The organism is Jonesia quinghaiensis DSM 15701, assembly GCF_000423205.1.
Taxonomy (GTDB): domain Bacteria; phylum Actinomycetota; class Actinomycetes; order Actinomycetales; family Cellulomonadaceae; genus Jonesia; species Jonesia quinghaiensis.
In genome coordinates this window covers 110,662-126,456 of the sequence record NZ_AUHN01000010.1, presented here as the reverse complement: position 1 = coordinate 126,456, position 15,795 = coordinate 110,662, and the positions used below count along the sequence as shown (strand labels likewise).

Below are 15,795 nucleotides of genomic sequence, written 5' to 3'. Positions count from 1 at the left end.
GTGTGAGGAGAAACGTGCAGCCCTTGACTGACCAACTTGATCGGGCCCGCCGTGCCTTTAGTCAACCCACATTAACGCTGCTCAACAGGCAATACGCACCAACAGTTCTGGCCCTGTTTGCTTCAGTTTTTTCCGCCCAACGCACCAGCGTTGGGGCCGAGCAGTTCTACGTCGAAATTGAAGACCATCTGACGCAGTTACGCGCACATGGCGTGGCAGACATTGAAGCTTCCTCCGTGCGTCAACTGACCACCCGGTGGGTTCGGGAAAAGTGGTTGATTCGCCAGGTGACAGTGGACAACACCGAAGAATACTCACTGACCTCCCACACCCAAGATGCACTTGATTTTGTGGCGCGCGCATCGGGCATGCATCAACTGGTGTCAGAGTCGAGAATCCGAACGTTGTTGTCCACCATTGAACGATTCGCGCACGAAGCTCAACCAGACCGTGAAGCGCGCATCACCCAACTCGACCGCGACATACAACGCCTCACACAGGAACGCGATGCACTGCGGGCAGGTGCCCCAATGCCCACCATTGAACCGCAACGTATGGAAGAGCAACTGGACAACGTGCGCTATCTGGTACGGGAACTTCCCGCCGATTTTGCGCGCGTGGCCGAGTCAATCAAAGATCTCCAACGGTCTATCCTCAGCGACCTACGCTCAGACTCCCGCCCAGCAGGAGATGTGCTTGATGAGTACCTCGATGCCTCTGAGCAACTCCTCCATCACACACCAGAAGGCCGCGCATTCACCGGAGCCGTTGATGTCCTGCGCGATGAAACCCTTCTCAATGAACTTGACCAAGCAATTGATGCGATACTTTCCCACCCACACGCTAGAGCGTTGGACAGTCGTGACAAAGCTGCACTACGAGGGATCAAAACGTCCATCCTGGATTCTGTCAATGTGGTCCTCACAGAACAACAACGTGCCTCACGCACCCTCACCGCGAACATCACCCACCACAACCCATTGCGCGACCGCGAACTTGACGAAGCGCTACGGTCAACAGTTACCGCACTGACACGATGGTTCGAACAATCACATCGCGGAGACCGAGTTGACGCGATGCCACGGTTCCAACGCGCAGCACTGGGGCGGTTACGTACTACTCTCGCCGATTTGGGGGCTACACCGGTTCCTGATCATCTTGATGCGCCTCGTGAAGAGGTCTCAGGCATGGCACTGGATGACATGCTGGCCTTGGGTGGGCCACAACACGAAGCGATTCATGGCGCATTCCAAGCAGCACTTGCTCGGCAAGAGGCAGTAACAATTGCCCAACTTTTTGCCCAGAGTTCCCCTGATCTGCAACGCCCCGTGGAAATTCTTGGCTTCCAAGAAATGGCGCTCACAAGCAAGAACTTACAGACCACTGAAACACCTGGGGAGGCGCACCAGGTCGACACAGTCACCGCGATCCGCCATGACGGGACACGTCGTCAGTTTTATATTCCCCGCCACACGGTTGGCCTCGCACAGGTAGAACACGGAGAAACCCCATGAGTGATGAGCCTTTTGTCGACACCACACCGGTGGAAGCTCCGCAAACGATTCTTTTTGACGCTGACCGCGGCCAACTCCCCAGTGAAGCGCGCCGTGCATTAGCGCTCCTGCTCCAAAAACGCTTCGTAGACCGGGCGAATCACCCTGCAGTATGGCGAGCGATCTTGACGCATGAAGACCTGTTGCAGTCCCGGTTTCACGACATGTTCCTCACCCTCATCGTTGATCGCAACTACGACATTGCCTATAAACAACAGGTGAGGCTGGAGGACACCCACGTTCCGATCCTCCTGAAAGACGAGGCATACAAACGTGTTGAAACTCTTGTGCTCATTCACTTACGCACCGTCTACCGGCAACACGCTGCCCTTGGCGCCCAATCAGTATTTGTTGACTCCGAAGACCTCATCGACTACGCCGACTCATTCTTCCCGCAACATGACACAAACCAGGCAGCACGTCACCACGAAATTCGAGCAGCCATCAACCAGCTCACCCGTGAAGGTGTGATGACGGAACGTGAACCAGGGCGCTACCAAGTGTCATCAGTGATCGAAATACTTCTACCCGTTTCACGCCTCACCGAACTTACCCAGTGGTTGACGGAAAACACCGCAACACCCACCACAGATCAAGGGGACCTGCTGTGACATTTGTTGACTCGCTCTTTGGATTAATTCCCCGCGAATCTACCGGCCAACAATGGTTGGCAGAGTCCCTGCAACTGGTGAACTGGGGCGGTTACCACGGACACCACGCACTGCCTTTCCACCCAGAAGGAACACTACTCTCCGGTGGTTCAGGGACCGGAAAATCAACCCTTCTTGACGCCTACATTGCGCTAATGATGCCCCACACCACCCCCTTTAACGGCGCGTCAAACTCTGCAACATCAGGCCGCGCCCGAGGACAAGACCAACGCAACATCATCAGTTATGTGCGCGGCAAAACAGATGATCGCCCAACAGCAACTGGCCCCACTGAAACGGTGTTACGAGGCGGAGACAGCGACACTTGGTCCGCTGTAGCGATGACGTGGCGTGACCAACGCGGCGCACTCATGACCGCGTTGCGCATTTTCTATGTTCCGCGCCGTGCACGGCGCAACGATGAGTGCGTTTTCCACCGGGCGACAGTGGAGGGAAAGTTTGACCTGCGCAGGTTGGTGTCCCATGCACAGGGCAGGTTCTCCAAACGCACCCTCACCCAGGTGGAGGGACTTACCCTGTATGACACGGATGCAGCGTTCTTCACTCGCCTCCACTCAGCGTTGGGAATTGGTGCTGCAGGTGGTGGGGCAAAAGCGATGCAACTGCTTGCCAGAATCCAAGCAGGCCAACACATATCTACCGTTGACGCCTTGTATAAGCAGATGGTGTTAGAAGAACCAGCCACCTTCGACACCGCTGCCAAAGCGGTGGCGCACTTTGATGAGCTCAGCACTGTCCGCCAAGAAATGATGACAGCACAGCAACAAGTAGCGCACCTGGAACCAATTCGCGAACTTAAAGGTAGCCTCGAACAGGCCCGAGAAGGCTTACACGCCATTGATGATGCTGGGTTGCTCACGGACACGTCGGACACCTCACCCTTCACGGTGTGGCGTGACCGACGCATCGTGACACTGTTGGGCAGTGAAATTGCCAACAACAGGCAAGAGTTTCGCAGGCACCGGGAAGAACGTGCCCAAGCTCTCGCTCAAGAAAGTGCGTTAGATACCCAACTCGACACTGTGCGAACCTCAATCCGCAACGAAGGTGGGGATAGCGTTGACGCCCTCACCCGCGATTTGCGCGGTCTTGAGGAATCAGCACGAACGGTAGAGGCGACACGTTCGACGCTGGATCGCCACCTGCACACCTTAGATGCCACGGTGACAACACGGCGCGACTTTGACAGTGTTCAACGCACAGCGCGTGAATTCCTCAACGGTTTAAGTGAACGGGAACAAGAGTTACGCGATCAGCACTACCAGGCGCTTCGTCGTCGTGATGCGGCCCAAACTCGCCGTGATGACATCGCGGCCCAGTTGTCGTCACTACGCGCCCGCCAAGGAAACATCCCAGCAGAACTTCATGAGGCCCGCTGCCAACTAGCCGCAGCATGCGGCATGGAACCTCACGATCTGCCCTTTGTGGGAGAACTCGTTGAAGTACGGGCCGAGTATGAGACATGGCGTACCGCACTGTCCGCTGCGCTTGGCGGGTTTGCGGTCACCCTCCTTGTTGACGAGGAGAAACTTCCTGATTTCCGCCGCGCCATTAACTCACTGACGCTGCGCAGAAGGATCTCCTTTGAAGGTGTACCCACGCATATGCCTCAGAGTGAATGCGAGGACCGCCGCCTCCTCCCAGGGCGTTTGGAGTATCGCCGCGGGCGATTCACCGGGTGGTTGCAAGAACGTCTACTCCAATCTTTCGCCCTGGTGTGTGTCAACGACCCAGCAGAACTGAACTCCCACCCGCAAGCATTAACTGTCACCGGGCAAACCAGCCAGGGGCGCCGGGGAAGTCATGGGGGGCTCACGCGTGCCGTGCTAGGTTTCTCCAACGACGGCGCCATTGTTGCCCTGAGTGCTGAAGCAGCTGCCTGCGATGAGAAGATCGCGCAAGAGACCGGTGCCGCTGACGCAGCTGCAGAGGCTCAAGCAACACTACGCAATGTCGTGCGGGCGCACGAACACATTTTGACAGTGAGTTGGGACAACATTGATGTCGCTGCCGCACAACAACTCGCGGAAAACCGCCGCCAGCAATTAGAAGACATCACAGCCGGCAGCGACATCGTTGCGCAACTTAAACGCGAAGAAAACGAAATCAGCGCCCAGCTCTCTGCAGTACGCACTCGCATAGCTCACGCCTCAGCACGTATTGAAGACCTCGAGGCAACCTATGCGGGGTTGGTAGACATTGAAGACGCTGCGAAAGACCGGCTAGAAAACGTCGAAGACACCACGCTTGACCCCCGGATCGAAAAATTGCTGGATTCTCGGGTGGAGCAATCCCACGCCGGTAGCATCGCAGAGTTCGATGCCGCAGTGACCGCGATGATCCGTGAACTTCAGGTTGAACGACACCATGCGCAAGAAAAAGTTCAATCTGTGCTTCATGAACTGGAAAGGGTATTCACTCAGTTCCTTGCCCGGTGGCCCAACCCAAATGTTGGGTCCCACCCGGAGAGGTCGTTCGAAGACTTTGAAAGAATTCTGACGGAACTCGAACACCAACGGCTCTACGAACTACGCGAAAAGTGGGACCGAACTCTCACCCTGTTGTCAGGGCATGAACTCACCACGTTGAACGCGCAAATATCGCAAGCAATCGACGAAATTCGGCAACGGATGGAACCAGTCAATGACATTTTGTGGAAACTGCCGTTCCAAGACGACCACCATCGCTTAAAGATCGTCGCGAAAGTCACTGAATCACAGGACATCCGTAGTTTCCGGCATGAACTCAAAGAACTCGCCACCCAACTTGGTGCAGACTCTGCACCAGCTGACAGGGAACGTCACTACGCCCGAATGGCTGCGTTACTGAACCGTGTCCGCCCAGAGTCTCCTGAGCATCGGCGGCTCATCGACGTGCGTGAACACGTCAAGGTAGATGCGATGAAAGTTGACCTGCAGGGTACTGAGGTTTCCGTGTTTGACCACATCGCTGGAAAGTCAGGTGGCGAATCCCAAGAGCTCGTGGCTTTTATTGTTGGAGCCGCACTGCGTTACCAGCTTGGTGACGCAGACGCGGCCCGCCCACGTTATGCACCAGTTTTCCTCGATGAAGCATTCATCAAAGCCGACTCGCGGTTTGCTGGGCGAAGTGTCTCAGCCTGGAAAGGGTTAGGGTTCCAACTCATTGTGGGTGCGCCGTTGGATAAAGTCTCAGCGTTGGAACCGCACATGTCACTGCTGGTGCAAACTGTGAAGGACAGCAAAGGACTCACACAACTGACATGGTCTCTTGCCACTGATGCTGCTCTACCCGGTATCAACTACACCCAAGAAAACCTGCAGAACGAGGAAGAGCTACAAGACAACCACGTTATTCAAGAGTCACTCTTGCCAAGCAACCACAACGGCCGTGGCACCTTGATCAACTGATGCATCCATCGCCTGCCACATGATGTACCCGTCACGGCAGGCGATGGACCCCAAGTTGTCCGAGACGTCGGTGGACCACAACGTACCGGTGTCTGTCGTGAAAATAAACACGGGGGAGGAGCGGTCATCAGCTGCCGGTGATGTCCACGCCAGTAACCCGTCGCACAACGCGATATCGGCTGGGGCAGAGTCCAACAACACTCGGGTGATGTCCATGGTTTGCGGTGTCATGATGTCGATCCATGTCTCGCCACCCATGCTTGCGCGCACCGCAATCATTGAACCGTCAGACACGATGTGATGGTGCACTCGCACTCCAGGCTCGTACACTAATCGCTGGACAGGTTCAGGGGAGTCAGAGGTCAGGTCAGTTGAGGACACCGCAAAGGTGGTGACCCCATTTTCTGAAGAAGATTGCACCTGCCACGCAGTGTCTTGAACAACGCTGGCCAGCTGAGTTTGCCCGAGGTCGTGGACGGCGAGGGTTGTGTGCTGAGCGGGCTCCTCCCACATCAAGGGATCAACTAATCCTTCAATGAGGTAACTGCGCTTGTGGCGGGAACCTCCGTCTGGGGGTGCAGTTTCACCAGTGATAGCAAGGGTGAATCGAGTTCCGTCTTCCGATGTTGCAACGACGAGGTCACCGAAATCTGGGCTTGTCACATCGGGAAGGTTTTCCTGTGAGGAGGCAACTTCTCGGACTACTCCGTCATGAAGCATGAAGAGTTTCCATGCATCAGTACCAGCGAATCCGTCTGAACCGGTGTTTTCTAGCCAAGCAGTTGTCTCTGAGGTGGTGGAGACTGCCACAACTTCATGAAACTGACCGCCCCAAAACACTGTGGTGTCAGCTATTTGTTGGTAGTTCCCCGAGTCAACTCGCCCCACGTTCCGACTGCCAGTCTCCGAAGCAGTATCGCGGGCCAACGCCACAATGTCACCGTCTTCGGTGAGTTGCGCTGCCGAGAAGTCCTCCCCGTCCCCGCCGGAGTACTCTTGGATCACACTGAATTGGCGTCCGTTGAGAGCAGTCTGTGCTTTGTCAGATTCCACAACAGTGAGGCGCCCAGCACCATGAGTGATGTGAGTAGCGGCTTGGTGTTGAGCGGATGTTGGGTCCGTGGGGTCTGGAGATTCGCGTGGAGAAGGGGTGCACGCCGCAAGGGCCGTTACGGCAGCAACGCAGGTCAAAGCGACAGCGATGTGGCGCATCTGCTGATAAAAATCGCTGATTGCCTGCATGCTGCCCCTTCCATGAGTGAACGTCAATAGCACTTGACTGAGTGTTCAGGAAGAGTTGGGGAACAACGCCAGCAATCTTCCCATGATCAAACCTACGGTGCCCTACGCGCTGTCGCGTCAGACTGCAGGGTTATTTTGCCTGTACCTCACTCCACCTTTCGGCTACCTCCTGTGACAACTGCCCTGTCGTGAAAGCGGTAGTCTACGAGGGTGCAGGATTCACCAATTGTTATTGTCACCGACTCCACGGCGTGCCTTCCCCCCGGGGCAACTGGCAGCAGTGCGGTTCGGGTCGTTAATCTCCATGTTCACGGTAACGGTCATGAGTTCACTGAGAATGTTGATTTCACCGCGCAAGACTGTGAAGCTTTTTTGCGTGCAGGTATGCCACTGCGCACCTCCCAACCAGCTGAATCCCAGTTCACTGCAGCGTATGCGGCCGCATTGAAGGGTGGTGCGGAACACATTATTTCGTTGCATATTTCCGCGCACCTATCGGGAACCTGTCAACGAGCAGCAGTTGCTGCTCGGGCATGGCCAGGGCGTATTCACGTGATTGATTCCACCGTTGCGGGCCTGTCTTTGGGTTTTCTCGTGATGGAAGCACAGCGACTTGCTGACCAAGGAATGTCCGCTGCCCGCATCGCTGACACTATTGCCAAGTGGCGTAGCCACGCTGGCGCGGAGTTTCTGGTCGATACTTTAGATCGTCTTGTGGCGGGTGGGCGGTTGTCTGCTCCCATGGGTGCGTTAGGGCAGCGGCTAGGGATTCGCCCGATGCTCAGCCTCAAAGGCGGGACCATCTCACCTCACGGCGCAGTGCGGTCTGCGGTTGCTGGTACTGAGCGACTTATTGTTGCAGCTCAGCGCGCTCAAGAACGTGGAGCAAACCAGTTTGCTGTGCAGCATTGTGTTGCCCCGGATCAGGCAGATGACCTCGCTCAGGAATTGCGTGACGTACTAGGTGTGGACGTTGTCGTGGCGCCGCTGTCCACTGTGCTTGCAGCGCACACAGGTATTGGTACGTTGGCCGTTGTGTGGGCTCGGACAACGACATCGGCTGGTTGATTGCGCACGAAGCTCTGGCTCAGTGCGCGGAGTCTCGTTGTCCCCAGGAGTAAGGCTTGAGGGTTATCCACCTTTAGGCTGATCACAACAGCCTTCGCGACAGCACCACTGTGCACCTATCCGTACCCTCACACGGGTGACCACCACTGACAACACCCATTCTGATCCCGCAACAAGTCATGATGATGCGCTTCCACGCCCAGCGCTCACTTCAGCTCGTGAGTCCGTTTTCGCTGCTTATACTGCAGCGCACGGGCATCCACTTGAACACGATGGTCTTGTAGCCCGTCATCGCCGAACCCACCGATGGGTGCTGTCTGCTCGTGCGGCAAGCATCGTCATCACAGTGGCGCTCGCGTTGTTCCTCGGGTACCAACTCCTCACCTATCAGGACGCCACAACACCTTTGACGGGTGCAGTCCTCACAGATAACCAAGAAGAGGATTTCGCCGCTGACCCCGCCGCTGACCCCGCTGCTGCGCCTGACGCGCAACAGGAAACGGCGCCAGCGACTGTGCCTAGCGGCGGCAACGCTGAGGTGGGGGCCGCATCGGAAATAGTCATTCATGTGGCAGGCGAGGTCAAGAAGCCCGGCCTATATTCGCTCCCTGAACAGTCCCGTGTCGCAGATGCCATTGAGGCTGCCGGTGGGGTGACGAAAAAAGCTGACATCGAGGCGCATAACCTTGCCCGTACGCTCACCGATGGTGAGCAGATCCTTGTTCCACAACCTGGTGAAACACTGCCCGCCACAACAACAGGAAACCCACCGGCACATACGAACGAGCAAGCGCCAACCGCACCTATCAACATCAATACTGCGAGCGCACAGGAGTTACAGGCGCTCCCGGGGATTGGGCCTGCCTTGGCGGGGCGGATTGTTGCGCATCGTGATGCGCATGGTCCGTTTACCTCCCCTGATGGGTTGGATGCGGTGAGTGGGATAGGGCCAGCGATTATGGCTAATGTTGCTGACTTGATTACCACGTAACCGGCGATGAAAGTTATTGACTACCGCCTTGTTCCGGTAGCGGGTGTTCCATGGATCGCAGCGATTATCACGCTGAACCACCGTGATGTGTTGCTGCCGGGGGTTCTGGTGGTTGCCTGTGTGGCTGTGGTTTGTGCCGTGGTGATGGTGTGTGTTCTGCGGCGTTGGGGGAGTGTTTCTCCTCGGGTGTCTCGCCGTGTGTTGGCTGCCTGTGTGGGTGTGGCGGTGACCGCGGTGTGCACGATGCTGGTTTTGGCTTCGGCGTGGGGCACGATGTATCGCGCGGAGAAGGCGGGGTGGTATGACGCTGCTGCGCAGGAGAGTTCTGTGTGCGCGCAGGGTGTGGTTTTGGGATCATCGCGCCCGACGTCTTCGTCGACACCTCAGCGACCTGTTTGGTACGCCGATCTGAGTGTTCAGCATGTGACAGTGATGGTTTTGTCGCAGGAGCCGTTGGATTTTCGCAGTGTGGTGTCTGTGTGTGGAACGGTGCGTGAGGCGCCCACGCCAAGTCACCGGCATGCTTTTTTTGAAGCGGACAGTGTTGAGGTTCTTCAGGTCCCCTCGGGGACGGCGGCGTGGGCGAACTCGTTGCGGGCGGCGACGCTGACGGCGGTCGCGGATATGAGTGATCAGGCGCGAGGGTTGGTGCCAGGCACTGCGATTGGTGACACGTCGTTGATGTCTGATGAACTTGACGCGGCCATGAAGGTGACGGGCTTAACTCATATCACTGCAGTGTCGGGTTCGCATTTTGCTCTGATTTTCACGTGTGCGCTCCTTGTGCTTCGGAGCACACCGGTGTGGTTGAGGGGGCTTCTTGCTGGCTTAGTCATGGTTGTGTTTGTGGTGCTTGTGCAACCTCAACCCAGTGTGATGCGGGCAGCGGCAATGGCAGGTATTACCGTGTTGGCGTTGTTGTTGCGTCGCCCTCATCAGGGGATGACAGCGTTGTCCTGGGCGGTGATTGTTTTGCTGATTGCGGACCCTCAGTTAGCAGTACATTACGGTTTTGTGTTGTCCGTTGTTGCTACTGCGGGGCTCATTGTGGGAACGCGCCCGTTGGCGGTGTGGCTGCACCGCCCGCAACGTCCACGGCGTTGGATGCCTTACGGGTTGGCTGCGTTTCTTGCTGTTCCTCTTGCTGCCTGGATTGCGTGTACACCGATTCTTATTCTGTTGGAACCGTCGGTGTCGTTGTACAGCGTGCCGGCGAACGCTGTGGCGACCCTAGCTTTAGCTCCTGCGACGCTGTGTGCTGTTGCCGGCACACTGTTGTCGACGGTTGCGCCGGGTATAGCGATGCTGTTTTTTCATGCTGCCAGTGGTGCCACGTGGTGGATCGCGATGGTTGCACAAACGTTTGCGGCGTGGCCTTCGGCTACTGTGCCGTGGCTTGAGGGCATTGGCGGGGCTGTTGCTGTGGGGGCCGTCTTGGTGGTCGTGGTGGGGGTTCTCAGCGGCGGTGGGAGGCGGGTGGTGCAGCATCTGGTGTCGTTGCGGCAACGGGCCCGGTCCACCTGGTTAGTGTCAACGACTCGGCTGATGGATTTTCCTGTTTTTCCTCCGCGTTCCGCAGCCCCACTCATGAAACCCTCCACAGCCCTCATCCGGGTGATTGGGGTTCTTGTTGTCGCAATCGTTATTGTCGTGGTTCGCCCTGCGTGGCTTTCTACAGTGTTGGATCCTCCTGACGGTGCCTGGGTTGTTGCCGCCTGCGATGTGGGGCAAGGGGATGCTTTTTTGGTTCAAGATTCTACTGGGCACACGGTCATGGTTGATGTGGGTCCACCTGGCCAGTCCGTGACGTCGTGTCTTGATGATCTGGGGGTTACCCGCATTTCTACGTTGGTGTTGTCTCACGCCCACGAAGACCATGTGGGAGCGCTTGAAGAGGTTGCGCAGCATGTGCCTATTGATCACCTCATTGTGTCTTACCGTTATGGTGCGTGGTCCGGTGAGCATGTGGACCAGGTGGCTCGGGTGGCCCAGTTCCACCAGACGAAAGTCAGCTATGACTATGCCGGGGTTTCACGGCAGCTCACTGACACATTGACCTACGACGCGTTATGGCCCGCCGTACCGGCCAGTACAACCCCCTCGGTGGTGCGGGGAGACAAACAAGGCCAAGACACCAGGAATGATGACTCACTAGCCATCCATCTCACGCTGACGAGTGGTGAGCACACACTAGGTGTGACGTTTCTTGGAGATGTAGAACACGATGCTCAGGAGCGACTAGCCAACACTCTGACCGCCGAGGGGGCCGTGCGCATCAGCCAGGCATCTACACGCATCGTGAAAATGTCGCACCACGGATCTGCAAGCCAAAGTCAACTACTAGCGGACGTGCTTAACCCAGATGCTGTACTCATTGGGGTGGGGCGCGGAAATACCTATGGACACCCCCACAAAGATGCTTTGGCGATGTACCAACCCGCAGTGCCCTTGCGGACGGACACGTGCCACAACTTTGAGATCAGTGCAGTGGGCGACGAGCTGGTGGTCCACGGGTGCGCGGTGCAACAGGGAGGAAGATAGTTGGAATCAACGGGAGAACCATGACACGCTTAGCCGTATGGCCACCAGAACATCACGCACCACAGCCACCTGGGACACAGTTGACCTTGCGCCCATCGTGTTGGTCCAAGGAGCTGAAGGCTTACTGGTTGACCGTGCACTAGAAACCCTCCTGCGAAAAGCCCAAGCCGCAGACCCAGGCGTCGAACGCACAACGCTGACAGCAGCCACCTACCAAGCGCAAATGCTCCAAGTCCTCACTAGTCCGTCACTCTTTGACGAGGCGCGCCTCGTCATCATCGATAACTGTGAAGCGACCAGCGACGCCCTCATCGCAGACATCCCCCAGTACCTCAAACAACCAGCATCCGATGTCTGGCTCGTCCTTGCCCACCGCGGTGGTGTGCGCGGCAAAAAGATGCTCGACGCCCTCAAAGCAGCGGGCGTTCCCACCGTGCAATGTGACCCCTTAAAAAAAGACACCGACAAAGTGTCATTCGCATCAGCAGAATTCCAACGCGCAGGGCGACGAGCAACGACCGACGCTGTGCGAGCACTCGTCGGAGCCCTCGGCGCCGACACCCGCGAACTAGCAGCCGCATGCCAACAACTCGTCAGTGACACCCAAGGGACCATCACTGACACAGTCGTGGAACGCTACTACGGGGGACGCGTCGAAGCGACAGGGTTCAAAGTCGCAGACGCAGCAGCAGCAGGTAACACCGCAGAAGCCATGACCCTCCTGCGCCACGCCCTGGCAACCGGAGCTGATCCTGTCCCACTCGTTGCAGCGCTCGCCATGAAACTGCGAGCACTAGCCAAAGTCGCAGGAATGCGATCTGGGCGGACCGCAAAAGACACGGCAATGGCACCATGGCAAATCGACAGGGCCCGCAAAGAACTCGTGCGCTGGCGACCCGATGCGCTCGCAGAAGCCATCATTGCTGTTGCGGAAGCGGATCATCAGGTGAAAGGTGCCGGCCGAGACCCGGTGTTTGCCGTTGAACGTGCTGTGCGAGTGATTGCTGAGTGCGCGAACCAAGAGCGCTAACTTGACTCGTTAGTGAAGAGAGTCCTGCCTTTGTTGATGTGACAAAGGTGGGACTCTTTTGTGTTTCTGGGGTTGACAGAAGCAACAGTAGTTTCGTAGGTTAGTTACATGAGTAATGAACCAGTGAGGTGATGAGGTGTTCGATGATTCAAAACCCATCTTCCAGCAAATCGCAGACACCATCGCGAACGACATCGTGCGTGGAACCTACAACGAAGAAGACCACTTGCCGTCAACCAACGAATTGGCAGTGTTCTACCGGATCAACCCAGCCACAGCCGCAAAAGGACTCAACCTCCTTGTTGACCAAGGCATCGCGTACAAAAAACGAGGCATTGGCATGTTTGTTGCCCCAGGCGCGCGCAGAGTGCTGCATGACAGGAAAAAGAACGAATTGATTGCCACGAACGTCCAGCAGCTTGTCCACGATGCCCACGCCCTCGGTATTGACCTTGAGGCACTCATCACCCTGATAACACAGGAGTACCCACATGACTGACAACGCCATCAATCTCAGCGGTGTAACACGTCGTTTCGGCTCTGTCACCGCTCTTGACGAGGTAACAACATCCATAAAGACTGGGCAAATCTGTGGTCTCCTCGGTTCCAACGGAGCCGGAAAAACAACCCTCATGTCCCTCATTGCCGGGCACGACCAGCCCACTGACGGCCGAGTGGAAGTGCACGGAAAACGACCTTTCGAGTCAGCCGCAGTTGCTGCGCAGACGTGTTTCATCCGCGACAACCAGCGCTACCCCGATGACTATAAACTCACCCATGCACTACGGATCGCTCCAGCCTTCCACCCCCACTGGGATAGTGACTATGCACAGGAACTAGCAGAGAACTTCCGGCTACCAACCAAAACGGACACAAAGAAGTTTTCACGAGGTCAACTCTCTGCACTAGCCATCACCATGACGCTGGCTTCACGCGCACCCATCACCATCTTCGATGAACCGTATCTAGGGCTCGATGTCTCAGCGCGGCACAAGTTCTACGAAGTCCTCATTGAGGACTACACACGTCACCCGCGAACCATTGTTCTGTCCACACACCTTGTTGGGGAGATGCAATCTATCTTTGACCATGTCATCGTTCTGCACCACGGAAAAGTGCACCTAGACGCCGCCGCAGATGACTTACAAAGTCTTGGGTATGAAGTGTCTGGGCGCGCTGAAACCGTGCGCACGTGGGCAGATGAGAACGCGGCAATGACGGTACGGGCTGTTGGCTCGTTGGCCACAGCAACTTTTGCCGGCCCAGTGCCATCATCTGTTCCAGCTGGTCTTGATGTTCGCGATCTCCCACTCCACGACCTCGTGGCAGCTATCGGAGACAATCAACAAGGAGTGAAATCATGATCCGCAGCCTGGCTGTAACCCGCCTACACCTCAACAAACGCGAAATGGTTTTCGGCGTTCCATTTTTTGTGTACCTCAGTGTTGTTGCTGTGTCGATGATCGTCGCCATTGCCATGGCACGGTTCGGGCTGGATATGGACTCACCTGAGGTCATCCAAGGGTTTCGTAATAATGGCGGTGCCGTATGGAGCATCACCGGTTTCTTTGTCTATCTCGGAGTGCAAGCCGTCGCGACGACCTTCCCTTTCGGAATGTCCATGGGCACCACCCGCCGGGCGTACAGCGCAGGAACAGCCCTGTATTTCGGTGTGCAGAGCATCTATGCAGGACTGATTGCCGTAACCTTGTGCAGCATCGAAAAACTAACAAACCAATGGTTTGTTGGAGCGTATGTTTTTGATGTCGCGATCTTCGGAACGGACAACTACCTGCGCGTGGGATTGCTGACAGCAACAATCACTTTTGTAGCCCTCAGCATAGGTGGCGCCTTCGGTTCGCTGTTTGTTAAAGCTGGATCAAAAGGCCCGATTATTGGAGCGATTGTGCTGGTTTTTGTTCTCGTCGCGGGAGTGGCTTTAGCTGCACCAGCGATCCCAGAGTGGATCGCAGATGCAACATGGGTGAGTGGTGTGGTGGGCGGAGTGTTGGTGGGAGCGATAGCCTTAGCCGCCCAGTACTTTGCTTTGCGCCGCGCATCAGTGCGCTAACTGAAAACGGCTCCACCCGACTTGCATGTGCGTTGAGAAGCATCCGCGTAATACACCAATGGCGCTGCCCCGAGACACGGGAGCGGCGCCATTGTTATGTGTTAAGCATTCACAGCGAACTGTGAATCAGAGTGAATCCACGGCCCGGGCAAGAGCCGACTTGCGGTTCGCTGCCTGGTTCTTGTGGAGAACACCCTTGGAAACTGCCTTGTCAAGCTTGCGAGTAGCGGCACGGAGAGCAGTGGTTGCTGCTTCCTTGTCGCCAGCAGCAACAGCGTCACGAACGGAACGTACGTATGTCCGAACCTCGGACCGTACGGCCTTGTTACGAAGGCGAGCCTTCTCGTTGGTGCGGATGCGCTTGATCTGGGACTTGATGTTTGCCACGTTAGGACTTTCTTTTGTTCACCTTGTGGTGAGCTGACAGGTCGTAGAAGGCTTTTCCAGCACCGGGACTGGGGTGGGGAACCCGTGGTGAGGTACTGGAACGATGCCCGCCGACCTTGACGGACATGCAACTGATAATGCTACCAACCATTTCAGCCAAGTCCAATGGAGACCTGGCGTATAGAGGGGCATGTTTCGCGTGACTTTGCGCACGGACAGTGGCCATAGACGTGTGAGTTAGAACCGCCGTGTCGCTGCGATGACCTGGTCAAAAAGACCGCGGGGCAGGACTGCGCCTTCCCGGCGAACTGACGATGGGTTGACGCGGATAATGCGATCTACTCGTACTTCACTGGGGCGGCCCTGTGAATCCCAAGGACCTGAGCCAATTTCTACCCAGTTTGACGCCATACGTTGATCTCTGTCGCGTGAGCTCAGCATGAGCCCAAGGAGCCACTGATCATCGCGCCCCACGAGAAGTACAGGTCGGTCTTTGCCTTGCGTGTGGTCTTCTTCGAACGGGACCCAGGCCCAAACTATTTCACCGGGGTCAGCGTTGCCATCAATGTGTGGATCGTAGGTAGCAGTAAAGCTGCCTGTGTAGTCGCCGGGGTATTGGCCGGCCCTTCGTGGTGCGTCAGAGTGGGGGAGTGTCGCCGGTGTTGACTGGCGAGGAGACTGTTGATTGGGCTGAGGGGTGTGTGGTGGTCGTGATGCGCGTGGGCGCAGAGCGCGAAAAAGCGCAGCGCCGATGCGTCGCCAGGGGAAAGAAGACATAGCAGAACCGTAGCGGCCTCGGTGAGTTATGGTAAGTGGCCTGCTTCATAGCCACACGATTCATCTTGTCAGGCC

General features: G+C 56.6%; 13 protein-coding genes. 10 read left to right on the top strand and 3 right to left on the bottom strand.

Going from position 1 to position 15,795, the window contains the following annotated elements:
* Window positions 1-14: 14 nt before the first annotated feature.
* From G538_RS16190 to G538_RS16180, 3 genes are read left to right on the top strand one after another with little or no spacing between them, the layout of a single operon-like run.
* Window positions 15-1,514 (top strand): DUF3375 domain-containing protein, encoded by a 1,500-nt coding sequence (locus G538_RS16190; RefSeq protein WP_035834087.1) that lies wholly within the window; start codon window positions 15-17, stop codon window positions 1,512-1,514.
* Window positions 1,511-2,164 carry a DUF4194 domain-containing protein gene (locus G538_RS16185; protein WP_035834085.1) on the top strand — a complete coding sequence of 218 codons (654 nt, stop codon included), beginning with the start codon at window positions 1,511-1,513 and terminating at the stop codon, window positions 2,162-2,164. The genes G538_RS16190 and G538_RS16185 overlap by 4 nt, the downstream gene beginning before the upstream one ends.
* Complete coding sequence (locus G538_RS16180; protein ID WP_084618297.1) at window positions 2,161-5,613, top strand: ATP-binding protein; 3,453 nt, start codon at window positions 2,161-2,163, stop codon at window positions 5,611-5,613. The genes G538_RS16185 and G538_RS16180 overlap by 4 nt, the downstream gene beginning before the upstream one ends.
* Here the strand turns inward: G538_RS16180 and G538_RS0110065 are convergent.
* Complete coding sequence (locus G538_RS0110065) at window positions 5,566-6,855, bottom strand: hypothetical protein (protein WP_029069225.1); 1,290 nt, start codon at window positions 6,853-6,855, stop codon at window positions 5,566-5,568. The two genes, G538_RS16180 and G538_RS0110065, sit on opposite strands and share 48 nt — an antisense overlap.
* A gap of 210 nt (window positions 6,856-7,065) precedes the next feature.
* On the opposite strand from G538_RS0110065, the gene G538_RS0110060 reads away from it, so the two are divergent.
* From G538_RS0110060 to G538_RS0110030, 7 genes are all read left to right on the top strand, one after another.
* A complete protein-coding gene (locus G538_RS0110060) occupies window positions 7,066-7,923 on the top strand; it encodes a DegV family protein (protein WP_029069224.1) in 858 nt (285 codons plus the stop codon).
* A gap of 136 nt (window positions 7,924-8,059) precedes the next feature.
* Entirely contained in the window at window positions 8,060-8,914 is an 855-nt protein-coding gene (locus tag G538_RS18345) for a helix-hairpin-helix domain-containing protein (protein WP_051196918.1), read from the top strand.
* A gap of 6 nt (window positions 8,915-8,920) precedes the next feature.
* The gene (locus G538_RS16170; protein ID WP_051196916.1) at window positions 8,921-11,455 is read left to right on the top strand and encodes a ComEC/Rec2 family competence protein; all 2,535 of its coding nucleotides are present in this window, start codon (window positions 8,921-8,923) and stop codon (window positions 11,453-11,455) included.
* Window positions 11,456-11,492: 37 nt separating this feature from the next.
* The gene (gene holA / locus G538_RS0110045; protein ID WP_029069223.1) at window positions 11,493-12,485 is read left to right on the top strand and encodes a DNA polymerase III subunit delta; all 993 of its coding nucleotides are present in this window, start codon (window positions 11,493-11,495) and stop codon (window positions 12,483-12,485) included.
* A 136-nt stretch (window positions 12,486-12,621) separates the two neighbouring features.
* Complete coding sequence (locus G538_RS0110040; protein WP_029069222.1) at window positions 12,622-12,984, top strand: GntR family transcriptional regulator; 363 nt, start codon at window positions 12,622-12,624, stop codon at window positions 12,982-12,984.
* Window positions 12,977-13,849: an ATP-binding cassette domain-containing protein gene (locus G538_RS0110035; RefSeq protein ID WP_029069221.1), complete on the top strand. Its 873-nt coding sequence runs from the start codon at window positions 12,977-12,979 to the stop codon at window positions 13,847-13,849. Before G538_RS0110040 ends, G538_RS0110035 begins: the two co-directional genes overlap by 8 nt.
* Complete coding sequence (locus G538_RS0110030) at window positions 13,846-14,556, top strand: hypothetical protein (RefSeq protein ID WP_029069220.1); 711 nt, start codon at window positions 13,846-13,848, stop codon at window positions 14,554-14,556. Before G538_RS0110035 ends, G538_RS0110030 begins: the two co-directional genes overlap by 4 nt.
* 126 nt (window positions 14,557-14,682) lie before the next feature.
* Here G538_RS0110030 and rpsT read toward each other — a convergent pair whose 3' ends face one another.
* Together rpsT and G538_RS16165 are read right to left on the bottom strand one after the other, a co-directional pair.
* Window positions 14,683-14,943 carry a 30S ribosomal protein S20 gene (gene rpsT / locus G538_RS0110025; RefSeq protein WP_029069219.1) on the bottom strand — a complete coding sequence of 87 codons (261 nt, stop codon included), beginning with the start codon at window positions 14,941-14,943 and terminating at the stop codon, window positions 14,683-14,685.
* Window positions 14,944-15,180: 237 nt separating this feature from the next.
* Window positions 15,181-15,720 carry a type II toxin-antitoxin system PemK/MazF family toxin gene (locus G538_RS16165; protein ID WP_084618295.1) on the bottom strand — a complete coding sequence of 180 codons (540 nt, stop codon included), beginning with the start codon at window positions 15,718-15,720 and terminating at the stop codon, window positions 15,181-15,183.
* Between the last annotated feature and the right edge of the window lie 75 nt (window positions 15,721-15,795).

Coding starts and splice junctions, on each gene's coding strand:
- G538_RS16185 (WP_035834085.1), top strand. CDS start 1,511: ATGAGTGATGAGCCTTTTGTCGACACCACACCGGTGGAAGCTCCGCAA.
- G538_RS0110065 (WP_029069225.1), bottom strand. CDS start 6,855: ATGCAGGCAATCAGCGATTTTTATCAGCAGATGCGCCACATCGCTGTC.
- G538_RS16170 (WP_051196916.1), top strand. CDS start 8,921: ATGAAAGTTATTGACTACCGCCTTGTTCCGGTAGCGGGTGTTCCATGG.
- holA (WP_029069223.1), top strand. CDS start 11,493: ATGGCCACCAGAACATCACGCACCACAGCCACCTGGGACACAGTTGAC.
- G538_RS0110035 (WP_029069221.1), top strand. CDS start 12,977: ATGACTGACAACGCCATCAATCTCAGCGGTGTAACACGTCGTTTCGGC.
- G538_RS0110030 (WP_029069220.1), top strand. CDS start 13,846: ATGATCCGCAGCCTGGCTGTAACCCGCCTACACCTCAACAAACGCGAA.
- G538_RS16165 (WP_084618295.1), bottom strand. CDS start 15,720: ATGTCTTCTTTCCCCTGGCGACGCATCGGCGCTGCGCTTTTTCGCGCT.